This is a genomic window from Halomicrobium katesii DSM 19301, assembly GCF_000379085.1.
Lineage (GTDB): Archaea > Halobacteriota > Halobacteria > Halobacteriales > Haloarculaceae > Halomicrobium > Halomicrobium katesii.
Genome location: NZ_KB905379.1, coordinates 186,634 through 210,491 on the forward strand (window position 1 = coordinate 186,634; position 23,858 = coordinate 210,491).

The 23,858-nt window shown below is 60.1% G+C and carries 25 protein-coding genes, 1 tRNA gene and 1 pseudogene; 24 read left to right on the plus strand and 3 right to left on the minus strand.

Annotated features, from left to right (window positions below; all coding sequences use genetic code 11):
• The first annotated feature begins 146 nt into the window (after positions 1 to 146).
• The 15 genes and pseudogenes from HALKA_RS22045 (at position 147) to HALKA_RS0116435 (ending at position 12,906) form a co-directional block, all read left to right on the plus strand.
• Complete coding sequence (locus HALKA_RS22045; RefSeq protein ID WP_018259015.1) at positions 147 to 1,532, plus strand: eCIS core domain-containing protein; 1,386 nt, start codon at positions 147 to 149, stop codon at positions 1,530 to 1,532.
• A complete protein-coding gene (locus tag HALKA_RS0116375) occupies positions 1,532 to 2,389 on the plus strand; it encodes a DUF7958 family protein (RefSeq protein WP_018259016.1) in 858 nt (285 codons plus the stop codon). The genes HALKA_RS22045 and HALKA_RS0116375 overlap by 1 nt, the downstream gene beginning before the upstream one ends.
• Before the next feature lie 81 nt (positions 2,390 to 2,470).
• Positions 2,471 to 3,020: pseudogene (locus HALKA_RS20540) on the plus strand (eCIS core domain-containing protein); the annotation flags it as partial.
• 769 nt (positions 3,021 to 3,789) lie between these two features.
• Positions 3,790 to 4,506: a DUF7958 family protein gene (locus HALKA_RS19785; protein ID WP_245545433.1), complete on the plus strand. Its 717-nt coding sequence runs from the start codon at positions 3,790 to 3,792 to the stop codon at positions 4,504 to 4,506.
• Positions 4,507 to 4,531: 25 nt separating this feature from the next.
• Positions 4,532 to 5,743, plus strand: a complete 1,212-nt coding sequence (locus HALKA_RS0116390; protein ID WP_245545434.1) for an eCIS core domain-containing protein — start codon at positions 4,532 to 4,534, stop codon at positions 5,741 to 5,743.
• Positions 5,743 to 6,642 (plus strand): DUF7958 family protein, encoded by a 900-nt coding sequence (locus HALKA_RS0116395; RefSeq protein WP_026190379.1) that lies wholly within the window; start codon positions 5,743 to 5,745, stop codon positions 6,640 to 6,642. Before HALKA_RS0116390 ends, HALKA_RS0116395 begins: the two co-directional genes overlap by 1 nt.
• 98 nt (positions 6,643 to 6,740) lie before the next feature.
• The gene (locus HALKA_RS22200; protein WP_281170704.1) at positions 6,741 to 6,872 is read left to right on the plus strand and encodes a hypothetical protein; all 132 of its coding nucleotides are present in this window, start codon (positions 6,741 to 6,743) and stop codon (positions 6,870 to 6,872) included.
• Between the two features lie 176 nt (positions 6,873 to 7,048).
• On the plus strand, positions 7,049 to 8,197 hold the full coding sequence (locus HALKA_RS0116400; protein ID WP_018259023.1) for a CIS13 family contractile injection system protein: 1,149 nt from the start codon (positions 7,049 to 7,051) through the stop codon (positions 8,195 to 8,197).
• A 166-nt stretch (positions 8,198 to 8,363) separates the two neighbouring features.
• On the plus strand, positions 8,364 to 10,091 hold the full coding sequence (locus HALKA_RS0116405; protein ID WP_026190381.1) for a phage tail sheath family protein: 1,728 nt from the start codon (positions 8,364 to 8,366) through the stop codon (positions 10,089 to 10,091).
• 45 nt (positions 10,092 to 10,136) lie between these two features.
• Positions 10,137 to 10,589: a CIS1 family contractile injection system inner tube protein gene (locus HALKA_RS0116410; protein WP_018259025.1), complete on the plus strand. Its 453-nt coding sequence runs from the start codon at positions 10,137 to 10,139 to the stop codon at positions 10,587 to 10,589.
• The gene (locus HALKA_RS21135; RefSeq protein ID WP_018259026.1) at positions 10,586 to 10,747 is read left to right on the plus strand and encodes a hypothetical protein; all 162 of its coding nucleotides are present in this window, start codon (positions 10,586 to 10,588) and stop codon (positions 10,745 to 10,747) included. Before HALKA_RS0116410 ends, HALKA_RS21135 begins: the two co-directional genes overlap by 4 nt.
• Positions 10,744 to 11,244: a hypothetical protein gene (locus tag HALKA_RS0116420; RefSeq protein ID WP_018259027.1), complete on the plus strand. Its 501-nt coding sequence runs from the start codon at positions 10,744 to 10,746 to the stop codon at positions 11,242 to 11,244. Before HALKA_RS21135 ends, HALKA_RS0116420 begins: the two co-directional genes overlap by 4 nt.
• Positions 11,241 to 11,489 carry a DUF6760 family protein gene (locus HALKA_RS0116425; protein ID WP_018259028.1) on the plus strand — a complete coding sequence of 83 codons (249 nt, stop codon included), beginning with the start codon at positions 11,241 to 11,243 and terminating at the stop codon, positions 11,487 to 11,489. Before HALKA_RS0116420 ends, HALKA_RS0116425 begins: the two co-directional genes overlap by 4 nt.
• Positions 11,490 to 11,513: 24 nt before the next feature.
• Positions 11,514 to 11,969 (plus strand): CIS5 family contractile injection system inner tube adaptor, encoded by a 456-nt coding sequence (locus HALKA_RS0116430; RefSeq protein ID WP_018259029.1) that lies wholly within the window; start codon positions 11,514 to 11,516, stop codon positions 11,967 to 11,969.
• 334 nt (positions 11,970 to 12,303) lie between these two features.
• On the plus strand, positions 12,304 to 12,906 hold the full coding sequence (locus HALKA_RS0116435; protein WP_169333111.1) for a Pvc16 family protein: 603 nt from the start codon (positions 12,304 to 12,306) through the stop codon (positions 12,904 to 12,906).
• Between the two features lie 24 nt (positions 12,907 to 12,930).
• Here the strand turns inward: HALKA_RS0116435 and HALKA_RS0116440 are convergent, their stop codons facing one another.
• The gene (locus HALKA_RS0116440; RefSeq protein ID WP_018259031.1) at positions 12,931 to 15,318 is read right to left on the minus strand and encodes an ATP-binding protein; all 2,388 of its coding nucleotides are present in this window, start codon (positions 15,316 to 15,318) and stop codon (positions 12,931 to 12,933) included.
• A gap of 154 nt (positions 15,319 to 15,472) precedes the next feature.
• On the opposite strand from HALKA_RS0116440, the gene HALKA_RS0116445 reads away from it, so the two are divergent.
• The 7 genes from HALKA_RS0116445 (at position 15,473) to HALKA_RS0116475 (ending at position 21,727) form a co-directional block, all read left to right on the plus strand.
• Positions 15,473 to 15,769 carry a hypothetical protein gene (locus HALKA_RS0116445; protein ID WP_018259032.1) on the plus strand — a complete coding sequence of 99 codons (297 nt, stop codon included), beginning with the start codon at positions 15,473 to 15,475 and terminating at the stop codon, positions 15,767 to 15,769.
• Positions 15,770 to 15,987: 218 nt separating this feature from the next.
• Positions 15,988 to 17,142, plus strand: coding sequence for an eCIS core domain-containing protein (locus tag HALKA_RS0116450; RefSeq protein WP_018259033.1), 1,155 nt, complete (start codon positions 15,988 to 15,990; stop codon positions 17,140 to 17,142).
• A 173-nt stretch (positions 17,143 to 17,315) separates the two neighbouring features.
• Positions 17,316 to 18,098, plus strand: coding sequence for a DUF7958 family protein (locus HALKA_RS0116455; protein ID WP_018259034.1), 783 nt, complete (start codon positions 17,316 to 17,318; stop codon positions 18,096 to 18,098).
• Between the two features lie 173 nt (positions 18,099 to 18,271).
• Positions 18,272 to 19,204: an eCIS core domain-containing protein gene (locus HALKA_RS0116460; protein WP_044956832.1), complete on the plus strand. Its 933-nt coding sequence runs from the start codon at positions 18,272 to 18,274 to the stop codon at positions 19,202 to 19,204.
• A 10-nt stretch (positions 19,205 to 19,214) separates the two neighbouring features.
• Positions 19,215 to 20,165 (plus strand): DUF7958 family protein, encoded by a 951-nt coding sequence (locus HALKA_RS0116465; RefSeq protein WP_026190385.1) that lies wholly within the window; start codon positions 19,215 to 19,217, stop codon positions 20,163 to 20,165.
• A gap of 6 nt (positions 20,166 to 20,171) precedes the next feature.
• Complete coding sequence (locus HALKA_RS0116470; protein WP_018259038.1) at positions 20,172 to 20,759, plus strand: hypothetical protein; 588 nt, start codon at positions 20,172 to 20,174, stop codon at positions 20,757 to 20,759.
• Between the two features lie 86 nt (positions 20,760 to 20,845).
• On the plus strand, positions 20,846 to 21,727 hold the full coding sequence (locus HALKA_RS0116475; protein WP_018259039.1) for a DUF7958 family protein: 882 nt from the start codon (positions 20,846 to 20,848) through the stop codon (positions 21,725 to 21,727).
• Positions 21,728 to 21,923: 196 nt separating this feature from the next.
• On the opposite strand, the gene HALKA_RS0116480 is transcribed toward HALKA_RS0116475, so the two are convergent.
• A tRNA-Arg gene (locus HALKA_RS0116480) sits at positions 21,924 to 21,998 on the minus strand.
• A gap of 175 nt (positions 21,999 to 22,173) precedes the next feature.
• On the opposite strand from HALKA_RS0116480, the gene HALKA_RS0116485 reads away from it, so the two are divergent.
• Together HALKA_RS0116485 and HALKA_RS0116490 are read left to right on the plus strand one after the other, a co-directional pair.
• Positions 22,174 to 22,803 (plus strand): RAD55 family ATPase, encoded by a 630-nt coding sequence (locus HALKA_RS0116485; RefSeq protein ID WP_026190387.1) that lies wholly within the window; start codon positions 22,174 to 22,176, stop codon positions 22,801 to 22,803.
• 80 nt (positions 22,804 to 22,883) lie between these two features.
• A complete protein-coding gene (locus HALKA_RS0116490; protein WP_018259041.1) occupies positions 22,884 to 23,291 on the plus strand; it encodes a CoA-binding protein in 408 nt (135 codons plus the stop codon).
• A 115-nt stretch (positions 23,292 to 23,406) separates the two neighbouring features.
• Here the strand turns inward: HALKA_RS0116490 and HALKA_RS0116495 are convergent, their stop codons facing one another.
• The gene (locus HALKA_RS0116495; RefSeq protein WP_018259042.1) at positions 23,407 to 23,742 is read right to left on the minus strand and encodes a DUF5798 family protein; all 336 of its coding nucleotides are present in this window, start codon (positions 23,740 to 23,742) and stop codon (positions 23,407 to 23,409) included.
• Between the last annotated feature and the right edge of the window lie 116 nt (positions 23,743 to 23,858).

Sequence of the window (23,858 nt, forward strand, 5' to 3'; positions counted from 1 at the left end):
CCCGACCCAGCCACTCGCGGACGGACTGATGCCAGGCGATCGAAATATTCAGAGAGAAACCATTATCATACAGCGGTTTGAACGGTGAAGTAATGAACGGTCCCGAGGCGAGCCACCGAGTCACGGTCGCGGCGGGTGATGAGTAGATGGCTGGGAAACGGAAGGCCAACCGCAAAGGTCGCTCGAAGGACGACGCCGACGCCGAGCGGGAGCGGGCCGACGGTGCCACTCGCACCGTCCAGCGCAGCGAGTCGGCCACGCGGCAGGCGACCGGCCGGGATCCGCTGCTGGCCGACGCCACACTCTCGCCCGAGCAGGGCGATATCGTCCCGACCAAGACCCCCAGAGAGCAGGCCAACCAGCAACGCCAGAGCAACATCCAGCGGGCGATGCAAGGCACTGGCACCAGCCAGGACGAGGTCCCGGACCAAGTCCTGGATGTCGTGGGCTCGGGCGGGATGCCACTCGAACGCTCCGTCCAGGACTCACTCGAAGATCGCATGGACGCCGATTTCTCCGACGTTCGCATCCACACTGGCGCCAAGGCCGCCGAAGCCGCCGACGCCATCGACGCCAAAGCCTTCACCTGCGGCAATTCCATCGTCTTCAACTCCGGCGAGTACGATCCCTCCTCGCCGGAAGGCCAGTTTCTCTTAGCGCACGAACTCGCGCACGTCAAGCAGCAAAACGGCGGCGCGCCGCTGTCGATGATGCCCCAAGAGAATGCGGATCTCGAAATCGATCCGGATCCGCAACTCGAGCGGGATGCAGATCGGGCAGCCGAAGAGGCGCTGTCTGGTGAGGAGCCGCTGACCGTCAATCGACTGGGGACCGACGTGCACGTCCAGCGGGCACCCAAATTCACGGACTACGTGGCATCGACGGACGCTCAGGAGCGATTCCTCGACAATGGGGGAGAGATAGACGCGTTAGATACTGACCCGGAGAAAATCGAGGAATTACAGAGCAAGGTCGAAGAATTGGAAGACCTTGCCCAGCAAATCAGTGAGTTAGGTGACGAGATGGGCGTGTCGGTGACGTCGACGGGTGATGGAACGACGATAACTGAGCAAACACAGACACCTATCGACGACGGGATGTCTCTCACGGTCTCAGACGACGCAGACATAGACTCCCTCGATCTCTCGCAGCAACAAACAGAAGTCGTCCAGAAACACAGACAGCTCATCGAAGAGTTTGGCAACACAGTTGAAGAGCTTATTTCCGATCTTCAGGGCGACATCCCCGAAGAAAGTACGCTAAAGGAAATCCTCACAGATGGCGGGATTGACCTGGGTGTGGCCGGTCTCCTGTACAAAGCTGTCGAGTCCGGAACCGATTATCATACCCTCGCAGAGATGTTAGCCACTGAAACAGATACAATCGGAGCACAAGGCGGTGCACTGATCGAAAACATCGTTATTTACTTCGGGGCCCTCCTGACCGCTGTCGCCGTCAGACAGGGCTACGACAAACTCACCAGCGACGATACTGGCGAGGGCGACGACCCGTATCAGGGTGGTGATTCATAATGGAGGCAACTATTGACGGCGAAGACGGAGAATATTTGAAGATATATGTGACTGATAACAATAACAACGAACATAACATTACCATTGAGATCGCCAGTGGTGAAATAGCGTATCACGAACAGGACGGCTACCCGGACAAAGCAGCAGAACGGACTCCGGTCGAAGACGAACACGTGAACCAGGCACGACGGTACGCTAAGTATCACGTTGCCCAGAAAACCAAACATGACGTGCTGCCATTTGAGCACGACCAAGCAGCGATGGACCGGGTGAAACAAGCCATCGAGACCCTCTCTGCAGAGGACTTCCAAGACCACTTCGGCACGTACTTTAACCAGATCAACGGTCGGTTGCCGGGCGTGGAGCCACCAGTTCCAGAGCCAGATGCTATCGAGGACGACGACTTCCGCCTGTACTTGCTCGACGTCTATCTCGATGACCGAGACCAGATCGAGGCGGTATCGGGCATTCACTTCCTCTATCTTGCCGACGATCGCGAGCGTCAGTACCAGTTCGGTGACAAGCCCTTCAACCGTGACCCGGACGCTCAACTCCAACTCCCGCCGAACTATCTCCCGTCACTGGAGGCCGCACAAGACTTTTTCGCCTACCACCTCGACTGCCAGATCCGAGATTGTCACTTGCTTCGCGGCGAGGAGCCGCCCGAAGCGTATCGCGTCCTGGGTCCCGGCCTGTACGACGGAACGACTCGCTATCTCCGCGAGGAACGTCCATATCACTCATACCACGCCTTCCATGCGGACGTCCCCGACTACACACTCGACTACGACTACGGATTTGGCGAAAAAGGCAAAGAGATGGCCAAAATTGCAACTGCAGTGGCCGAACGAAAATAATACCCGTCTCCGCCGCGCATTCACTCTCCGACCACAGTGACTCTCTCGCTACTGTCGAACTGTCGACTGTTCTCGCCAACAATGCTAGATCGTCCTCAATCGCACCAGCGGTCTCTAAACACTCCCAGCGTCACACAGCATAATCAAAACATCCAGCGCGCGATGCAAGACACCGGCACCTCACAGGACGAGGTCCCAGACCAGGTCCTGGATGTCGTCGGCTCCGGCGGCATGCCACTCGAACGCTCCGTCCAGGACTCACTTGAGGACCGCATGGATGCCGACTTCTCCGACGTTCGCATCCACACCGGCGCCAAGGCCGCCGAGGCCGCCGACGCCATCGACGCCAAAGCCTTCACCTGCGGCAATTCGATCGTCTTCAACAGCGGCGAGTACGATCCCGAGAGTACTGAAGGCCAGTTCCTGCTCGCCCACGAGACTCGCGCACGTCAAACAGCAAAACGGCGGCGCGCCACTCTCCATGATGCCCCAGCAAGGGGCGGATTTGGAGATCGATCCAGACCGCAACTGGAGCGAACGCCGATCAGGCTGCCAAAGAAGCGTTGAGGGCGCGACGAGCCACTGACGGTCAGCCGAATGGGTACCGACGTGCACGTTCAGCGCCTGGCCGAAGACGAGGTGTTCGAGGCGATGGCGCTATTCGAGGCCGAACTGGGGCGTCGGCGGCTCGTTCCAGCAGTCACAGAACCAGAACCGCATCGACTTTATCGAAGACGAACTCGAGGGGCCATCGACAACATCGGCACCCACCAGGAGGCGCTGGCCCACCAGGAGGAGGCGATCCTGGACGCGCGTGCCGCCGGTGACCAAGAACGCGCCTCTGCACTCGAAGACGCCAAAGAGTCGATCGGCGACCGCATCGCCGAACTGTACGAGCATCTCCAGGAGGGCGCCCAACAGATCGCCCTCACCGACGAGCAACGCGAGAAACTCGACGACTTCGACGGCGGCGAGTTCCTCACCGAACTCGGCTGGACGGCCGCGAAAGGGCTGGTCTCGCTGATTCCAGGAATGGGTGCGCTCATCGCCACCTTCGAGATCGGTGAGACCGCACTCCGCCAGTTCTGGGAGCAGACCGACGGCCCACTACCGAACCGGCTCGCGCAAGTCAAAGAGCAGGTCCTCGCCGAATTTGGTACTGGCGAGGGCAACCGTCCTGAGCGAGTCAAAAGTCGGGAGGAATAATTCATGGATGCAATGATCACCGGAGAAGATGAAGGTGGTGTTGGCCCTCAGCATTATTGATAACAATGATGTTGAGAATTTGATCTCTGTTGATTTTGACGGCGAGATCACGTACCACGAACAAGACGGCTACCCAGACAATGTATCCAAGCGGACTGACGCCGGCAACGAGCACGTAAGCCAGGCCCGTCGGTTTGCCAAGTGGCACGTCTACCGCGAGCGAGGCTACGACACGCTCGACGCCGGCAACAACCCCGATCGAATCCTCGCCAGCCTCCTCGCTCTCGCCACGACTGTCAGAAGCAGAATTCGACGAGCACTTCGGCGACCTCCAGCGCCAGATCGAGAGTCACTACGACGGCTCGACCGTCGACCTGCCGTTCCCCGACGCCGATCCCGACGACGTCATCGTCTACCGGAAAGATGTCTACGTGCAGCCGGATCCGACCGGCTACGAGCCACCATTGCTCGAACAGTATCTGGGCCACTTCGACGGTGAGTCGGACTCCCCGGTGATGCCAGCGAAGGACACCCTCGACACCAGCGAATTCGACGACCTCGAAGCCGAGATCGAGGCAGTGTCGCCGATGCACTATCTCCACACCGACGGGCTGGGCACCGAACAGACACACCGTGGCGAGGATCCACTAGACAGAAAACCCGACGCTACGATCGAACTCGTGCCGTTCGATCCCGCCGAGATCGGCTCGTTCCACCACTACGTCGTCTCTCACCTTGCCTACCAGATCAGAGATTGCTTCCTGCGGATGGGCGTGAAACCGCCGGTGGCGTTTAGAAAAGCAGGCTGGGGGAAATATCGCTCGTTCCACGAACAGAAGTTCTGCCCGCAGTACGAGAACTACTGGGACGCGACCGCGACGATCGAGTCGTGGGAACCGAAAGTTCCGTGAACCATTGGCTGGTGTGTGAAAACAAGTGACCGTGCACGTTCGACCGACGGAGACCGAGTTCCCAGGGATGGAAATAAGCCCCATCGCCGCCGCCACAGCCGTCAGCCACCGCCAGCGCAACATCCAGCGGGCGATGCAAGAGACCGGCACCAGCCAGGACGAGGTCCCAGACCAGGTCCTGGACGTCGTGGGCTCCGGCGGGATGCCACTCGAACGCTCCGTCCAGGACTTACTTGAGGACCGCATGGACGCAGACTTCTCCGACGTTCGCATCCACACTGGCGCGAAAGCCGCCGAGGCCGCCGACGCCATCGACGCCAAAGCCTTCACCTGCGGCAATTCGATCGTCTTCAACTCCGGCGAGTACGATCCCGAGAGTACTGAAGGCCAGTTCCTGCTCGCCCACGAACTCGCCCACGTCGAGCAACAGAACGGCGGCGCGCCACTCTCCATGATGCCCCAGCAGGGGGCGGATTTGGAGATCGATCCAGATCCGCAACTCGAACGCGACGCCGATCAGGCTGCCAAAGAAGCGTTGAGTGGCGACGAGCCACTGACGGTCAGCCGAATGGGTACCGACGTGCACGTTCAGCGCCTGGCCGAAGACGAGGTGTTCGAGGCGATGGCGCTATTCGAGGCCGAACTGCAAGACGATACCGGCCTGAGCGAGCATCGAGAAAACCACAATCAGCTTCAGTTGAGCTATCTCACCGAAGTCGCCACCGACGTCATCGCCAAGCAAGACGCAGAGACGAGCTTAGACACCAAGCGGGAACTCCAGGACGGGAGCCGCGGGATGCAGGAACTCGCCAATCGATACCCCTCAGAGGCCGATCTCAAGGCCGAAATCGAGGAGCTGACCCAGAGCATCGATGCAGACTTGGAGGACGTGGCCCTCACCGACGACCAGCGCCAGGCACTCGACGGCAACGTCGATACCAACAAGTGGGACGACGTCGCCTGGAACACGGTCAAAGGACTGCTGTCAGTGACATCGCTGGGCGCCTTCATCGCCGCCTCTGAAACCGCCGCGGCCGCCAAGGACGTCGATACTGATGAGATTGGTACCCAGGCTGTCGCGCGCGTCCGCCAAGGAGAGATCTCTAGCTGGGAGGACATCAAGCAGATCTGGCAACAGACTACTGGCAGCCTCGCAGACCGTGCCGAGCAGACCGAGCGGGAAATCCGTCAAAGTACCTGGGAGGGTGGCGAGAAGACCGAGGAGGTCGATTACTGATGAAAGCGGAGATCGAGAAAGAAACCGATAACGGGTTTGGAGTAACTGTATACGATAATAACAGAACTAAACATAAGATCGGGGTCTTGTATGATGGCGAAATAAACGGACATCTTCAGGAGGATTATGCAGACAAACCATCTGGCCGAACACGCGAAGAGACGGAATACGGAAGTCAGGCTCGCCAGTACGCGAAGTGGCACGTCTACCGCGAACGTGGCTACGACACCCTCCCACGGGCCGAAAATCCGGACAGCATCCTCGCGGGATTGCTCGCACTCGCCCAGTTGTCCGAAGCGATGTTCGAGCAACACTTCAGAGACGTAGCGGCGCAACTCCGGTGCCACTACGACGGCTCGCCGATCAAGCTTCCGTTCCCGAACGCCGACCCGGACGACGCGATCATCTACCAGAAAGACCTCTACCTCCAGCCAGACCCGACGGAATTCGACCCGCCGGTGCTCGACCAGTTCCGCGCGCGCTTCGAGGGCCAGTCTGATTCGGCGGAAATCGCCGACCCAACGACGCTATCGGCCTCGGAAATGGACACCCTGAATTTCGACATCGAGGCAGTCTCTGGCATGCACGTCATCCACAACGACGGACTCGGAAACGAACAGGTGTCTCGTGGTGAGGACCCACTTGACCGCGACCCCGACGCGCGGGTCGAACTGATGGCGTTCGATCCCACCGAGATCGACTCTTTCCAGCACTACGTCGTCTCGAACATGGCCTACCAGATCCGCGATCGATTCCTGTTGATGGGCCTGACACCACCCGCTGCGTTCCAGGCGCAGGGCTGGGGCAGCTACGACGGCTTCCAGGCCCAGAAGTTCTGTGACCTCTACGACGATTACTGGTCCAGCGAGGCCACCATCCAGTCCTGGGAGCCCGCCTGATACGGAGGGTTGTAGGAATTTACCGATGAGTGTCTACCCCGTGACGACGCTCACCGGTACGCAGCTACAACTTTCCGTATGAGGCGTCACCCAACTGTGTGAGGAGAAAGACCGCCACCAGCCAGGACGAGGTGCCAGACCAGGTCCTGGATGTGGTCAGCAGCGGTGACCTGTCGCTGCATCCAGACGGACAGTCTTCCCGAGAAGCCGTCGTCGAAACGAGCACCTGACAAACGGCACTCGGGAGACATCTGTAATCGAATTGCTTATTGTCCAGGGATAATTTAATCGTAGTATCCGAGAGAGCATGAGCCGGAAAAACACAGACGTTCCGAGAGAGAGTCAAGGGCTCTCTCAATTTACCAAAAACCGGTTTTTCAAAGGGAAGCTGATGACTCCCCGGATCATGGAGAGTACGCGGGAGTATCAGAACGAACGCTTCCAGACACTGAACCAATACACCGAGGGAATGGGTATCGTTCACGGACTGGAGGTCGAATCCGTCGCAACGACGAGCGACGGACTGGAAGTGACGGTCGATTCGGGGCTGGCACTCGACGGGCGTGGCCGGCCAATCGTCGTCGAGAAGGCCACGACGCGGACACTACCTGCCGCCTCTGCTGACGAACTCTATCTGTTCATCCAGTACGACGAAGTGCCAATCGAGATGGTTCCAGTCCCGGACACGGATGGCGCGGTCGAGGAGGACGCAGTGCCGAACCGTCTCGCCGAAACGTTCGAGCTCACGCATCGTGAGACAGCCCCAGAGCGAAACAGGTCGGGAGGTGCCTTCGATTACTCGGAACTCGATCTGGACACGAACGACCCACAGGAGTTGATGGGGGAACTAGCAGACCAGTACCACAAAAAGCGTCGGACAGGAGCGACGGGAGAGCGAGACTCAGCAGTGTACCTCGGAGGGTACGAGCGGAGTCACGACGGGAGTTGGATCGAGGCATCTGACGCCCCCAGGCGCCAGTACGTCTACGACCACCAGATGCTGTACGACCTGGTCGTCCACCACCTCGCTGACACGGACAACCCCCACGAGACGCCGATCCACGAGCCAGTAGATCCCCAGCCAGACGACATCGAGACGTTGAACCAACGAATGGACGCTATCGAAGGGACCATCTCGGAACTGCGAGCCGAACGAGACACATTCGTCCAATACACGCTGCGCAAGACGGTCAAGGATCGAGCACGGTTCTTCGCAGAACTGAGTGATCGCGTCGAAAAATTCAGCGGGGACGCGAGCCGGATCGCACGTGAGACAGCGCAGATGTCGAGCGACGAAATCATCGAGGAATCGGACATGGAAGCAGCCTACCGGCGCCAACTCATCGAAATACTCGAGCACCTGATCAGAATCGGCGATCTCCTCGAGGGGTACGTCACCGACGAGTCACTGGAGCGATACCTGTTCGCGGTGTCCAAGCTCCAGTCGGCCGTCGAGTCAGACATCGAGCTACTTGACCTGATCGAAGCGGACAATCAAATGTGCGAAACCGCAGACTCGCTCGACCCACTGGTCGGTGTGACGCCCGACGCGTAACGATCGGGTGGCATCGTCTGACGAGCGGGAGTGAGAGGGATGCTCACTGATTGTAGCGTCCTTTATCAGTATACTTACCCACGTCAAATAATGTAGAATAGACCGGAATTTATTTTTATGTGTTGTGCAAAGATGCATACCGTAGCGGATCAGAAGGAGGAGATGAATGCCAGAGTATCAAGCACCAGGCGTCTATGTCGAAGAAGAAAGCACTGGAAGCAAGTCTGTAGAGGGGGTCGGAACCAGTACAGCCGGCTTCCTCGGAGAGACTGTTCGTGGTCCAGTTGAACCGCAACTGGTAACGAGCTACAACCAGTTCGAACGAACCTACGGGTCGAGTCCGAAAGGATCAGATTTGGATGTCGCTGTCAACGGCTTCTTCAAGAACGGCGGAAGCCGTTGTTTCGTCGCGCGAGTGACGGCAGCGGACCCGAACGATGTCGCCACCCGAACCCTCATCGACGAAGACAAAAACGAGGTTCTGGAAATCGAGGCGAACGGACCAGGTGAATGGGGATCGAACGTTGCGGTGCTCGTCAGCGACGGGCAACAGCCGGGCCAGTTCGATATCGTCGTTCGGTATTGGTCCTGTGACCGCAACGAGATTATGAAACCCGCTTCCGACCGGCCCGAGCCGAGCCCGGAAGTCGAAGAGGTGTTCGACGGTGTGACGGCCGACCCACAGTCGAGCCAGTTCTACGAGAAACAACTGGCAAGCTCGGTGCTGATCAACGTCGAATTCCTGGCAGAGGGACGACCGAAAGATGGGCTCGTTTGGCTCAGTAACGACGACGCCGAATTGATGACGGACGGTGGCGTCGTTGAAGCCGAAGAAGACGTCGTGCACATTCCAGAGGAACTCGATTCCCTGGACGAAGACGAGCTCGAAGCGCTCGCCGAGCCGATCAATATTGAGGCAGATCCCTCCTCCGAAGAGTTCGTAGAAGAACTGAAGGAGATCCGCGAGGGTGACAAAGATGTCGATGTTGAAATCGTTGCCGAGCTACCGTCTGAAACTGGTGAGGAAAGCGAATCCGACGAAGTCACCCTGAGCGATTACGAAGGCGTGGACAAGCCCGGCCTCCGTACCGGACTCGCAGCCTTCGAAGCCATCGACGAGATATCGATTGTCTGTGCACCGGACGAAAAGAATGTCCAGGGACTGACAGATTCACTCGTCGCGCACTGCGAGAACAAAGGAGATCGGTTCGCGATCCTCCAGTCCGAACAAACCCCTAGTCCGGTCCAGGATATGGAAACGCCGGTCGATTCCTCGTACGCGGCGTACTACTATCCGTGGATCAAGGTCCTCGACCCGGTGACAAATCGCGAGAAGCTCGCCCCTCCAGGTGGCCACATTGCTGGCATCTATTCCCGGAGTGACATCGAGCACGGTGTCCACAAAGCGCCGGCCAACGAGCCCATGCGCGGGATTGTCGGGCTCCAACACGACATCACGAAAGGCGAGCAGGACATTCTCAATCCCAAAGGAATCAACTGCATCCGAAGTTTCCAGGGACGTGGGATCCGCGTCTGGGGCGCACGAACGTGTTCGAGCGACCCAGAGTGGAAGTATCTCAACGTCCGGCGACTCTTCCTGTACATCGAGCAGTCTCTCGAGCAGGGAACCCAGTGGGCGGTCTTCGAACCGAACGACAAGGATCTGTGGGCACGGATCCGACAGTCCACAGAGAACTTCTTGAAGACTGTCTGGCGCGAGGGCGGCCTCCAGGGAGCCACACAGGACGAAGCCTTCTTCGTCCGCTGTGGCGAGGATACCATGACGCAGGAAGATATCGACAACGGTCGACTGATCGTCGAAGTCGGTATCGCGCCGGTCAAACCGGCGGAGTTCGTCGTCTTCCGGATTGCCCAAGACACTGGTGAAGCCTGATAGTATCGCACGCCAACTGAACACACGACAAACCACCACATACACATGCCAGAACACGGACCTCTCCCGAGCACTGAATTCAAAGTAGAACTCGACGGCGTCGACATCCCTGGCTTCCTTGAAGTCAAACTGCCGACCCAGGAAACCGATACGAAAGCGTACCGCGAAGGAGCGGACGACAAGCACGCGCGAAAGCTGTTCGGTGACACCCAGTACTCCCCACTCGTCCTCGCTCGCGGAGCGGACGAGGACAACGACAGAATCGACGACTGGATCCAGGCCGTCGAGGACGGAAAAGCAAACGACGCACGCAAGAACATCGCGGTCGTCCTGCAGAAGCAGGACGGTGAGTCGGTCCTCCGGTACGAATTCACGAACGCGTGGGTCAAAAAGTACGAGCCGCCCACGCTCAACGCGCAGGCCGGCAGTGGTGCAGAAGCAGTCGCCGTGGAGACGTTCACTGTCGAGTTCGAGGAGATGGAACGGAAAACGCTATGAGCAATACGGACCTGAGCCCATCGCTCGTCTACACCCTGGAACGGTCGCCGGACGGCGACCAATATCACCGCGACAGTGAAGGGTATCTGCACACTCACAGCGGATCAGGTCACGTCGATACGATCACGATCGAATATCGAGAGGCGGATCAGAAATGACAGACCAAGCACTCCAAACAGAGTTCGAGTTCACGCTCCCACAGGGTTACGTCGGTGACGACGGGACGCTCCACAAGGAGGGGCGGATGCGGTTGGCAACGGCAGCAGACGAGATCCAACCGCTGCAGGACCCGAAGGTGCAATCGAACCAGTCGTACCTGACGATCGCGTTGTTGTCACGCGTTGTGACGGAGCTGGGAACACTCGAGACGGTCGATAAGAGCGTCATCGAAGACCTCTTCGTCAACGATCTCGAGTACCTGCAGGCGATGTACGAGCGGGTCAACAATCACGGCACGAACACTGTCGAAAGTGGCTGTCCCGACTGTGGGAACGCCTTCGAGGTCGACGTCGAGTCGGGGATGACAGTGCCAGCCGACACGGAACAGCCCCCGACGGCGATCGCAGGACAGGACAACGAGGAATCAGAGACCATGGGTATCGAGCCAGATGATACGGATTCAGGTGAGATGCCGACGGGAAATCTGACCGAGTGATTCAGCTGTACGACCGCGATACTCTCTTCGAGGAGGTCGCGTTCGTCGCCTATCACTTCGGCTGGAGCCACAACGAAGTCCTCGAACTCCCACACTGGGAACGACACAAGTGGTGCGAGGAGATCAGCGCGATCAACGACCGAATGAACGACGGTGAAGCGCCGTCACGAAACGAGCCCAACCAGGGCAGTATCCTCGACGACAGCGAGGGGACGGTCCTCTCGAACTCGCTCGAGGACCTGTAGCCCTCGTTTCAGGAGCAGACAAGCATGACACAGTATACAGACGACAATACGCCCTACTCGCAGTACACCTTCGAAGTGCAAATCGATGGCGAAGCTGTCGCCGGCTTTTCGGAGGTGTCGGGGCTGAATATGCAACTCGATACGACACAGTATCAGGAGGGTGGCGTGAACGACCACGTTCACACGCTCCCAGGCACGATGGCACACGCGAATCTCGTATTACAGCGAGGGATGACCGAAGACACGACGCTGTGGAAGTGGGTACAAGACGTCATGAGCGGGAAGATATCTCGGCGTGACGTCGTCATCAAACTACAGGAGAGCTACCAAGGCGACAGTGTCTGGGGCTGGGAGTTCACCGACGCGTACCCGACGAAGTGGCAGGGCCCGGACCTCGTGGGCGGAAACAATCAGATAACGATCGAGTCGATCGAGTTGACATACCAGGGCTTCGAGACCATCTCCGGCTTACCGGAGTAACGTCGACCGCCAGGCGCCACCTTCTTCGGTCGAATGCAACATGCACGTGTGGGTAGTCTCCGAGAAGCAGACCGCTCTACAGGCGAGGACGGCTGTTAGCAGTATGCCCAGTGTAGACGGTCGAATCTGTTGGAAGCGACGCCGACCATTCCCAGTATACAGTCATTTGCTGCAATATCGGAAGATAAAAATATTTCAATTAGATAGTATATAATATGTCGATGTACGAGAGACATATCCCAAAAATGTACCCGAGAGCCACCGGCCGACGGGAGCACATGGAGAGATAGCAGTGGTCACATCGTCCGCGTCGATACGGTTGACGACGACGCTATTGCTCCGGTTGCTCAGAATCCGGCTCGCACAACCCGACGACGAGTCCAAACTGAACGACGACCAGATCCAGGCTATCCCGCCGACAGCTATCGACGAAGAATCCGATGTCCAGCTGATCGTCTACCTCTACAACGTCACGAGTTCAGGAGCACTCAATACAGACCGAACGCAGTACTCCGGGACAACGCGTGAGAAGGCTGACCTGTCGGTCGAGCTTCGATATCTGGTAATAGCGTTCCCCGACGCCAAGGCCGAAAACGAGACAGAAGGTATCATGTTCCAGCACGAGTTGCTGGGCAAGGCGATGCAAACCTTCTACGATGCCGAAACGATCAGTTCGGAAGAACTCCCCGGTGAATTCCAGGACGAAGGAATAACGATCACACTCGAAGAGCGTGATCCGTTAGAATTGACCGAGCTGTGGGGGTCGTTCTCCGATCCGCCGCTGCACCCCTGTGCATCGTACGTCGTGCGTCCGGTGAAAATACCGTCGACACAGGAAACGCTGTTGACGGAAGTCGAAGAGCGCGATCTCGGCGTCGAAAAAGGATCTGGTGGTAGCGACGGGGACGCAAGCGATGACCGCCTGGACATGGGCTAGCCGACTCGCGGACAGGCAGTCCGGTCAGCGATCTGTGTCGGTCTCGTCGTGACCGTCCCCAGGTGAGTCCGTCTCAATCTCGGCAGTCGTACTCGCATTCGCTCGTCTGAGTTCGGTTCGCCAGTCTCGATCCGTCGTGTCTGTCCCATACTGTCGGCGTTTGTCGCTGTAGGCTCCGAACTCGACCTGAAAGCCAGCGCCGCCGGCTTCCCGGGCGTACTGCAGTGCGCGGACGACGTGGTCGAAGGTGATCGTCACGTTCGAGAGCTCCGTTCGTTCTGCCTCGAGCGGGCGTCCGTCGTGTGCTTCCGTTGCCGCGATGTACGCAGCGTACTTCGCAACTTTCCGGATGAGTGCCGGCGTGGTCGTGATTTCGCTGAGGAACTCGTAGTCGAAGCCATCAGTCGCGACGTTCGCATCCGGGGGGAAAGCGTCCCGCCAGAGCGTTTGGCGCACACGTTCTTGCGGTTTCTCGAAGGCGATAGAGTGCTGGATCCGCCGTTTGAACGCCGAGTCGATGCCCGAGCGTTTGTTCGTCGTCAACAGGAGGATGCCGTCGAACGACTCCAGGCGTTGCAGCAAGAAGTTGATCTCCATATTAGCGTACCGATCAGTGGCGTCGTTGACGTCCGCTCGCTCTCCAAAGATGGCGTCTGCCTCGTCGAACAGCAAGATCGCGTTGGATCGTTCTGCTTCGTCCAGAATAGTCGCCAGCCGGCTCTCGGTCTCACCGACGTACTTGTTGATGATCTGTGAGAGGTCGACCCGGTAGAGGTCGAGTCCCGTCTCGTTGGCGATGACCTCCGCGGCCATCGTCTTCCCGGTGCCTGGCTGACCGTAGAACAGCGCGACGACGCCGTCACCGCGACTCCCGGGTTCGCCGAAGCCCCACTCGCTCGTGACCGCCCCGCGGTACTGGAGGTGGCCACAGAGTTGTCGTAAGTGAGACGCTTGCCGATCGGCGAGCGCGAGGTCCTCCCAGGCGTAGCCTGGGTCGATCGGTTCGGCCAGCGTCCCCAGAGTACTCGCCGAGTAGCGCTTGCAGGCCTCGTAGAGGTGCCCGCTGGTCAGTCCGCTCTCGATGGGGGCGAACGCGTCGGGTGCATCGGCCGACGTGTGCTTTGCTGTGGCCTCCTCGGGCGTATGCCCCTCTACCCCCCGTCGGGAGAAGTACCGTGCAAGTCGGGCGGCACGTCTGATGTCGCGCTGGGGGAGACGGAAGTTCGTCGCAACGTGGGAGACGAGCTGTTCGTCGACGAACTCGTCAGCGTACTCGTCCCAGACCCGTTCGCGAACCGCGTCGTCCGGGAACGGACACAGGCAGGTCTCGACGTGATGGGTTTCGAGGGCGACGTCCGGTGTCCACGCGGTGCTAGATCCGACGAAAACGTGTGACGGGGCGTCGTCGAGTCGCTGGACGATGTCGTCGACAGAACGGACGTCCGCAGACTCCGCCGCTTGCTCGTCGTCGGCTGTCGATGCGGTCGGCTCGTCGATGTCAGTGACGGCCTCGATACCGTCGATGTGGACCGGCACGTCGCGAAGCCTGGCTTCGCGGAGGAGGCGAGTCAGTAGCTCGTCCGAGCGAACGACCTCCGCCGCTGGGGCGGTGAGGAGCGGTCCGTCGGTGAGTGCACCTGGGAGTCGGTCTTTTCCGGTGCCGTCCTCGCCTGCGAGGAAGACGAGCGACGGGTCAGTTCGGTCCGTGAGTCGGTCGCGAATGGCCTCGAGCGTCGCCGTCGTCTGTTCGTCGAAGACCATATCCGAGAGTGTGCGGTCGTGACGTTCGAGCGTCACGAGATCACGGAGTGCGGAGCCGAGCGCGTCGCACCCCCGGAGAAAGTCGACGATCCGGTCGTCGACAGACAGCACGTCGTAGCTCGCTGGCTGGCTGGATTTCCGAGCTGCTCGTGTGAGGATGTCGTATTCGAACAGCGGACCGGTCGGTGCGAGCGCCCGGGACGATGCACTGTTCGTCTCCGTCGCTCCGTGCCCGGCGACAGCGAGGACAGTCTCGACGAGTTCGACCGACGGCAGCATCGCGGTGTCCGCGCCACAGATCTCACCGTACACCTTCGTTATCGAGCGATCGATCTCCGGTCCGAGAACGACCAGGAGCGCATCTCGCTCCGCGCGCGAAAGATCGAAGGCTCGAGATAACGTGTCGAACGACAACGAGACGTCTTCCTCATGGCTGGCCTCGACTGCTGTCGCGATCTCTTCGGCGCGGGCATCGATGTCGACCGACTCGTCGGCCTCGTCGATCGAGGTCGCTTCGCCGGCGAAGGCGTTCAATCGCGTCGGCGACACCACCTCCTCCTCGCTGGCACCCTCGATAGCGCGTGCACGCTCGAGCACGGCGCGGATCCGGTCGAACTCGGCACGGAGGTGCTCGCCACCGTGATCGTACATAGTTCCGATGGCCCTCGATTCGATAATAAATTGTCGTTTTCGCCACGGCCGAGTCATTACAAGAGGGCAAGCATTATAATTGAGTGAGAAGATGTGCAAATATGGACGGTAGTGACACCACAGTCGTCGACGACCGAACCAGCGAGGGCGACGCATGAGCGAGAAGAAACAGGCCAATCGGACGACCTACGTGACGGAGTCGGAGGAAAAAGCCGACGAGCGGCGGCAGTCACACGAAGCGGAGCAGGCGGAGGAGACGGAACACGAGGAGGAAGCGTCGGAGTCGGCGGACCAGACCGACGCACTGACCGGTGGCGCGGCGGCCGTGCCTGTGATGAACGAGGCCGAGGCCAGCGAGTCCGAGGAGACGAATGCACTCCTGGGTGACGCGGGACTGGAAGAAATCGACACCGACGAGACGGACACCGATCGGAGCAGTCCCAGCGAGTAGTCTCTGGTCGGACTGTCCCCGTCCGATCGAACGCGCAGTGACGGTCCGTTACGCTTGCGTCCGGTGTCGTGAGGACAGTGCGAGATCGGCGACTGTGGGGCCGATCAGTTTCGCGCCAGAAATGTCTGACAGAAACAAATAAGAACCTGCTAGCGGAAGGGTACAATACAAAGATGTTCACGGCACGTTCGCTCGACCGCGGAGTGGAGGGGCGGTAGATGGGACGGAAACGGCGTGAGGACCGCTCGAAGCAGTCCGACGAGACCGACGCCGAGCGGTCCCAGCGGACCGTCGCTGACGTCCAGCGGACCGCCAAGCAGTCCAACCCGCTGAACGCGGGCACCTTCTCCGAGCCGACCATCGACCACGTCCCCAGGGCCGAACAGAACAGGCGCCGACGCCAGCGCAACATCCAGCGCGCGATGCAAGACACCGGCACCACCCAGGACGAGGTCCCCGACCAGGTGCTCGACGTCATCGGCAGCGGCGGCATGCCACTCGAGTTGCCCATCCAGCGCTCACTCGAAGACCGCATGGACGCCGACTTCGGCAACGTCCGGATCCACACCGGCGGCAAGGCCGCCCAGGCCGCCGACGCCATCGACGACAAAGCCTTCACCTGCGGCAACTCGATCGTCTTCAACTCAGGCGAGTACGACCCCCAGTCGGCGGAGGGCCAGCACCTGCTCGCCCACGAACTCGCCCACGTCACACAACAGAACGGCGGCGCCCCACTCTCGATGAAGCCCAAGGCCAACGCCGACCTCAAAATCGATCCCGATCCCAAACTCGAGCAAGAGGCCGATGAAGCCGCCAAAGAGGCCATGCAAGACGGGCCAGTGACCATCAACCGCATGGGTACCGACGTCCACGTCCAGCGGCTGCCAGAGGCCGACAAACTCGATCAGGCCCGCCAGCAAGCCGCCGAGCGATTTGGCACCGACAGCGACGGCGGAGTTGCGGCCGACCCCGAAGCACTCGCTAAGGAGGTCGAACAGCTCAAGCAAAACCAGGAACACGTCATGGAGACGTTGACCGAAGCCAAACCCGGGGCACCAGCAGACGGAGACTGGACCGAAGCAGCAACAAAGGGGATCTATGGCTCGCTTGCCGGTGCCGGTGCTGGGGCCGCACTCGGCGCTCTCGGTGGCTCAGTCCTTCCTGGTGCAGGCACCGCCGTCGGTGCTGCGGTCGGCGCTGCAGTGTCAGGTGCTGCCAGTGACCTGACCAAAGAAGGCATCGGCGTCCTCGCCGACAACGCTCCCGACGGCACGCCGGCCAAGCTCCAACAGATGTACCAGGAGATGTCTCAGATGTACAAGGAAATGAAAGAGCGAAAGGACACCGGACAGAACTCATTGCGAGACTTATAGAAATGAATGTCGAAATATACGGTGAAGACGACGTTGTAACCGGAGTGACCGTTGTTGACAACAACGGTGTTGAACACGAAATACAGATTGAGAGGGACGGCGGTGTGTATGCCCATCATCAAGAAGGATATCCAGATAACGCATCGAAACGTACTGAAGACGAGAACGAATGCGTGAATCAGGCCCGACGGTTCGCCAAATTCCACGTGTATCGCAAGCACGGGTACGACACCGTCGAGCACATCGAGAACCCCGATTACGTCGATGCAGTCCGCCGCGCAATCCACACGCTGTCCGACGAGGAGTTCGAGGATCTCTTCGGACCACTCCACACCCAATTGCGCAGCCACCACGAGAACATCGATCGCCCCGTCGACCTTCCGGCAGGCGTCCAGAAACCCGACGCAGTCGTCTACAAACTCGATATCTGTCTCGGTGTCGATATCGACGACAGTGGCCTCACCGAACAGGCCCGATCACTCGCTCAGGCACACAGCCTGAACTACGACGACGGCTCGACCACGAAAACGGCTGCAGCGGTCGATGACGACCAACTCGACCAGTGGGCGGAATTCGGCGACCACCTGACGGACCTCGCCGACGAGGACGATCTCGAACTGGACATCAGTGCTGTCTCTGGGATTCACGTCGGTTTCCCGAACGCCCGTGGCGAACACGAAGTCGTGTGGGCCGAGCGGCCACTCGACAGAGAGCCTGACGCACGGCTGGAACTGATGCCAGCTGAACCGGGCTCGTTCGAAGCGTTCCGCCAGTATCTCGACCACCATCTGCGCTGTCAGGTGCGCGATTGCTTCGCTGGCATGGGCCTCATGCCCCCCGAACCGTACAAAGTCGTCGGCTTCGGGAAGTTCATCTACGCTCGTCGGTACGATCACTACGATCTGTATCCACAGTTCCACCTCCGAGATGGCGACCACGGCGCCGTTATCCAGTAACAGTACAGTATTTCGCGGCCATAGACACTGAAAGGGACGAAATGAGTTTTTCATCGACAGACTGAATGCCTGTGGAATTAAACCTAGTTCGCATGCAGTCCGAGTGTGTGACGAGCACCAGTATACCCTCGGATACAGCAGTGGGCCTCACTGACGACCCGCCCCAGCGCGCGATGCAAGACACCGGCACCACCCAGGACGAGGTCCCCGACCAGGTGCTCGACGTCATCGGCAGCGGCGGCATGCCACTCGAGTTGCCCATCCAGCGCTCACTCGAAGACCGCATGGACGCCGACTTCGGCAACGTCCGGATCCACACCGGCGGCAAGGCCGCCCAGGCCGCCGACGCCATCGACGCCAAAGCCTTCACCTGCGGCAACTCCATCGTCTTCAACAGCGGCGAGTACGACCCCCAGTCAGCGGAGGGCCAACACCTGCTGGCCCACGAACTCGCCCACGTCACACAACAGAACGGCGGCGCCCCACTCTCGATGAAACCCAAGCCGAATGCAGATTTGGAGATCGACCCAGATCCCAAACTGGAGCAAGAGGCCGACGAGGCCGCCAGAGAGGCCATGCAAGACGGGCCAGTGACCATCAACCGCATGGGCACCGACGTCCACGTCCAGCGGTTCGGTGGAATCATGCCGGTGATGCCAGGCGGTGGACTCTTCGGCAGCGAGGAAGACGGCGCCGAGTACAATGTACCCGCCGAGCCCGAGGCACTCGCCAAGGAGGTCGAACAGCTCAAGCAAAACCAGGAACACGTCATGGAGACGTTGACCGAAGCCCAGCCAGGAGCGCCCGGGACACCCGGCATGCGTGACTTGGCTACGACCGCAACCAAAGGCGCTGGCGGTGCCCTCGTCGGTGCAGCCGTCGGTACCGCCTTCGGTGGGCCGGCCGGGACGCTCGTCGGCGCCGGTATCGGTGCCCTCAGTGGCATGGCCACCGACCTCACCAAACAGGGCGTCGAATACGCCTCGGACCACCTTCCTGGCAGTCAGGCCCAGGACATGGCCAAAATGTACCGGGAAATGTCCCAGATGTACAAGGAACTCAAAGAGGGCAGGAATACTGGCCAGGGCAGTGCTGAGTACAAATGAGGTGAAAAATATGCAAGCATCTATAGAAGGAGAAGACGACGAAGGTTGTGGGTTAGAAGTAGTCGATAATAACAACATCGAACACTGGATCGAAATCAAATATAATAGTAAGGACATCTCGTACCACGAACAAGAGGGCTACTCGGACAAGGCGGCAAGACGGACGGAAGACGAAAACGAGCACGTCAACCAGGCCAGGCGATTCGCCAAATTCTATGTCTACCGCGAGCGGGGATATGATACGATCGACCACACAAAAAACCCCGACTACGTGAACGCGGTCCGGGAGGCTATTGCCGCCCTCTCCGATGACGAATTCCAGCAGTACTTCGGTGCGCTCTATCAGCAACTCCAGAGCCACCATAACTCCAGCACGGACCGCCTCGTCGACATTCCCGCCGGCGCTCGCGCAGACGACGCCATCGTCTACGAACTCGATGTGTATCTCGGCGTCGACGTCGAAGACGAGTCGATCGTCGATCAAGTCAAAGCACTCGCCGAGGCCCATGGCCTCGACTTCGAGGACGGCATGCAGACAGTCACCGACGCCACCGAAAGCGACCTCGCAGACTGGGATGCCGTCGGCGACCACCTCCTCGACATCACCGACGGCGACGTACCCCTGGCGATCAACTCCGTGTCGGGTATTCACGTTGGCTATCCCAGCGCCGCTGGCGAACACGAAGTCCAAGAGGCCGAGGACCCGCTCGACCGCGAGGCCGACGCCAGGATCGAACTGCTGCCGGCAGATCCTGGCTCTCTCGACGAATTCCGGGCGTGGCTCGATCACCATCTCCGGAGTCAGGTTCGAGATTGCTTCGCCGGAATGGGTCTCATGCCACCCGAACCCTTCCAGACGGTCGGCTTCGGGAAGTTCATCTACGCCCGCCGCTACGACCACTACGATCTGTATCCGCGGTTCCACATGGCCGACGACGACTCCAATCTGCTATTCGGGTGATCACGAATGGGTGGGTGTCGACATGGTACTGTTCGGACGACCACCCAGGCCGCCGACGCCATCAACCGCATGGGCACCGACGTCCACGTCCAGCGCCTCTCCGTCGGCGATGACGGCACGTATCTGGGCTACGACGTCGACCCACTCAACCTCGATGTCCTGGACAGCGACGAGCAGAACGAAGGCGTGCCAGCAGACCCCGAGGCACTCGCCCAAGAGATCGAGCAACTCAGCGAGCGCGTCGGGGCCCTCGAAGCAGCCACCGCCGAGCCGTCGATGGCCAACAAAGCCAGCAAAGCTGCCACCAAAGGGACCGTCGGTGCCGTCGGTGGCCTCCTCGGAGCCGCTGCCGGCACGGCCATCATGCCCGGCGTCGGTACCATCGGCGGTGCCGCCGTCGGCCAGGAAATCGCCAAAGGTGTCGCCGGTGACGTCACCAAGATGGCCACCGACCAAGCCTACGAGAAAGGCCCCGAAGCTATCAGCAGTATGGCCGGCAGCGCAAAGCAGGGTCTCGAACAATTCGTCGAAAACAACATCGAGGAGATGCTCGGTGGAGCAGACCACGGTGCAAGCAGCAAAACAGACTTCTAACCATGCAGGCAGAAATCAAGAAAGAAACCGACGATGGGTTCGGTGTCTTGGTCATCGATAATACTGAGGCTGAGCATAAAATTGGAGTGCGTTTCGATGGCGAAATAGATGGTCACGAGTGCGACGCCTACCACGACAAGGCAGCCAAACGCACGCCAGAGGAAAACGAGTACAGCGAGCAAGCCCGCAAGTTCGCCCGATACTACGTCTACCTGGAACGCGGCTACGATACCGTACCACCCGTCGATCACCCCGAACGCATCGATGCCGTTCGGCTAGCTCTTCAGGAGCTCTCCGACGACGAGTTCGAGGCGCTGTTCGGTGATCTTCACCAGCAGATGCAGAGTTACCACGACACCACCACCGACCGCGTGATCCCCGAGCCCGCAGCCGCCACCGAGGACATCCTCTACCGCCAGCGCGTCTATCTCGGTGTCAACCCACTCGACACCGACCTCGCACAGCAGGCGGAGGGGCTCGCTCACGCCCACGGACTCGACCTCTCCGAGGACTCGCTTCTCGAAACGATCGTCGACGAACTCACTGGCGACCAACGCGACGACTGGGAAGCCTTCGGCGAAGATCTCGCTGACCTCGCAGACGACGAGGATGTGAGTCTCGACGACAGCGTCTACATCGACGGAGCCTCCTCCCTGTACGCGACGTATCTCGACGAGAGCGGTGTCCAACACGACACCGAGCCCGACCAGGACCCACACGACCGCGAGCCAGACACCCTCATCGAACTGCCGCCGATCGATCCCCACTCGCTCGACCAGTTCCGCGCCTATCTGGATCATCACCTCAAATGCCAGATCCGAGATTGCTTCATCAGAATGGGCGTCCACCCACCTGAGGAGTTCCGCGTGCTCGGCAACGGTCGTCTGGAGTCCGTCGCCGCCTACAAACTCCTCGAAATGTATCCCGACTACCACGATCCCGACGCCGACGACATCCTCACCATCTGATCGATGCACACCACTGCCACTCCCACCACGTTCGCTTCATCCGCCGACTCACCATGTGAGTGCTCCAGCGTGGCTTGCTCGTCGAGATCTGAGCGCAGAATCGTTCGATGATCGAACGAACTGTAGCTCGATATCACCAGTCGGTTTATAAACAACCCACCGCTGTCTGTCGGATTCGAATCGTTCGAAAAGGGAACGAGCGCTGAGGGATTTGAACCCCCGGCAACGTGGTCCGAAGCCACGTACTCTGTCCAGGCTGAGCTAAGCGCCCTGTACTGATTGCTATGAGGGCGTCCCGGTTTAAACTCCCCGGTTCGCGGGCACCGGGTTACGTGTTCGCGTCCCACGATTGCTGCCGAATCCCGAAAAGCAATAACTGTTGAACGGGAAGCATGGGCTACCGTATCTGTGCACGCCTGGCTAGCGTCGCACACGGACGACTACCGATGTACGATCTGGGGGAACAACTGGACGGACAGATGGTTGCACCGGGGACGAACATCCTCGTGAAGGGGCCGCCGTTGACGGGAAAGCGCCGCCTGGCTCGACAGATTCTCGCCCACGGGCTCGACGCCGACCAGGGGGCGATCGTGATCACGACGCGTGACAGCGCCCGGCGGGTCGCCAGGCAGTTCGGGTTCGACGACGAGGACGAAGCGCGAGCGATCGGGATCGTCGACTGTGTCACCGAGCACGTCGGGCGGTCGACGACCGACACGCTGACGGTCAAGTACGCGACGTCGCCGGTCGACATGACGGGGATCGGGCTGGGGTTCTCGAACTTCATCGAGTACTTCTACGGCGACCTCGGCCGGGAGCGCAACCGCGTGATGGTCGATTCGCTGTCGACGCTGCTGATGTACGCGACGCTACAGACGGTCTTCGAGTTCATGCACGCGATCACGAGCCGTGTCGACGACGTCGACGCGGTCGGCGTCCACGTCATCGAGTCTACCGCTCACGACGAACAGACGCTACACACGATCGAGCAGCTGTTCGACGGGACGGTCGAACTCGACGAGAGCGGCATCGTCGCCGTCGATCTCCCGACCGAGGCCGAGTCGGCGAACCCGTAGGACGCCCACCGCTGGCAGAGGTGGGCCCAGACGACAGGATCGACAGCACGCTTTTGCCGACGCCGTCGGTAGATGTCAGTATGCCCGTCGACTCTGACGACACGCTCCGGGAGATCCTCGACCACGACACGATCGCCGTCGTCGGCTGTTCGACGACGAGCGGGAAACCGGCCCACGACGTGCCGGCGTATCTGCAATCACAGGGCTACCGTATCGTTCCGGTCAACCCCTTCGCCGACGAGATCCTCGGAGAACGCGCGTACGATTCGCTGTCCGACGTGGCGGCGACGGTCGACATCGTCGACGTGTTCCGGCCGAGCGAGGAGGTGGCCGGTATCGTCGACGAGACGCTCGACCGCGAGGACGTGCGCGTGCTGTGGACCCAGTTGGGAATCCGTGACGACGACGCCGCGAGGCGAGCCGAGGACGCGGGGCTACGGGTCGTCCAGGATCGGTGTCTCAAAGTCGAGCACGAGCGGCTGCGGTGATACGGATTATTGTAGCGATTTGCCGGTGATCGTCTACTCCGTGGCGACGATCACCGGTAAGCAACTACAATGAACCGTATGAGTCAGTGACACGACGGCCCAGCCGGGCGCTCGGTTAGTCGGCGTCTTCGGTGGTCTCCGACGGCGTTCCGGCAGTGTCCGGGTCGTCCGGCGCTGCCGCGTCGCCGCTCGGGTCCGCCCCTTCGGCGTCCTGAATGACGGCGTCGGTGACGGCACTGTCGACGTCGATATCGTGCTCCTCGGCGATCGCCTCCAGCAGCGTGCGGTGCTGTTCGAGCTCCCGTTCGATCTCCTCGACACGTGCCCCCGTCTCGTCGACCGTCCCCCGAAGGTCCTGAAGCTGCTCGACCATGTGGTTGATCCGCTTGTACATCTTCTCGGCCAGATCCGCGAGCTTCTGGACCTTCTTGGCCGTGCTTCCGAGTCCCATGGCCGGGCTATCGTGAGTCACCCTTGTGGCCCTTTCGGCTCCCGGACACCGCGTGTGGAAAGAAGCCACGCCCGCCGCGAACCGACAGTATAAGACCGGCGGAGATCCACCTCCGA

What these genes read in the sequence shown, in the direction of transcription:
- HALKA_RS0116460 (WP_044956832.1), top strand. Translation starts at nt 18,272, where the DNA reads ATGCAAGACACCGGCACCACCCAGGACGAGGTCCCCGACCAGGTGCTC.
- HALKA_RS0116400 (WP_018259023.1), top strand. Translation starts at nt 7,049, where the DNA reads ATGGAGAGTACGCGGGAGTATCAGAACGAACGCTTCCAGACACTGAAC.
- HALKA_RS22045 (WP_018259015.1), top strand. Translation starts at nt 147, where the DNA reads ATGGCTGGGAAACGGAAGGCCAACCGCAAAGGTCGCTCGAAGGACGAC.
- HALKA_RS0116440 (WP_018259031.1), bottom strand. Translation starts at nt 15,318, where the DNA reads ATGTACGATCACGGTGGCGAGCACCTCCGTGCCGAGTTCGACCGGATC.
- HALKA_RS0116410 (WP_018259025.1), top strand. Translation starts at nt 10,137, where the DNA reads ATGCCAGAACACGGACCTCTCCCGAGCACTGAATTCAAAGTAGAACTC.
- HALKA_RS0116470 (WP_018259038.1), top strand. Translation starts at nt 20,172, where the DNA reads ATGGGTGGGTGTCGACATGGTACTGTTCGGACGACCACCCAGGCCGCC.
- HALKA_RS0116395 (WP_026190379.1), top strand. Translation starts at nt 5,743, where the DNA reads ATGAAAGCGGAGATCGAGAAAGAAACCGATAACGGGTTTGGAGTAACT.
- HALKA_RS0116420 (WP_018259027.1), top strand. Translation starts at nt 10,744, where the DNA reads ATGACAGACCAAGCACTCCAAACAGAGTTCGAGTTCACGCTCCCACAG.
- HALKA_RS0116465 (WP_026190385.1), top strand. Translation starts at nt 19,215, where the DNA reads ATGCAAGCATCTATAGAAGGAGAAGACGACGAAGGTTGTGGGTTAGAA.
- HALKA_RS0116405 (WP_026190381.1), top strand. Translation starts at nt 8,364, where the DNA reads ATGCCAGAGTATCAAGCACCAGGCGTCTATGTCGAAGAAGAAAGCACT.
- HALKA_RS0116445 (WP_018259032.1), top strand. Translation starts at nt 15,473, where the DNA reads ATGAGCGAGAAGAAACAGGCCAATCGGACGACCTACGTGACGGAGTCG.
- HALKA_RS0116430 (WP_018259029.1), top strand. Translation starts at nt 11,514, where the DNA reads ATGACACAGTATACAGACGACAATACGCCCTACTCGCAGTACACCTTC.
- HALKA_RS0116450 (WP_018259033.1), top strand. Translation starts at nt 15,988, where the DNA reads ATGGGACGGAAACGGCGTGAGGACCGCTCGAAGCAGTCCGACGAGACC.
- HALKA_RS0116375 (WP_018259016.1), top strand. Translation starts at nt 1,532, where the DNA reads ATGGAGGCAACTATTGACGGCGAAGACGGAGAATATTTGAAGATATAT.
- HALKA_RS0116495 (WP_018259042.1), bottom strand. Translation starts at nt 23,742, where the DNA reads ATGGGACTCGGAAGCACGGCCAAGAAGGTCCAGAAGCTCGCGGATCTG.
- HALKA_RS0116485 (WP_026190387.1), top strand. Translation starts at nt 22,174, where the DNA reads ATGTACGATCTGGGGGAACAACTGGACGGACAGATGGTTGCACCGGGG.
- HALKA_RS0116490 (WP_018259041.1), top strand. Translation starts at nt 22,884, where the DNA reads ATGCCCGTCGACTCTGACGACACGCTCCGGGAGATCCTCGACCACGAC.
- HALKA_RS21135 (WP_018259026.1), top strand. Translation starts at nt 10,586, where the DNA reads ATGAGCAATACGGACCTGAGCCCATCGCTCGTCTACACCCTGGAACGG.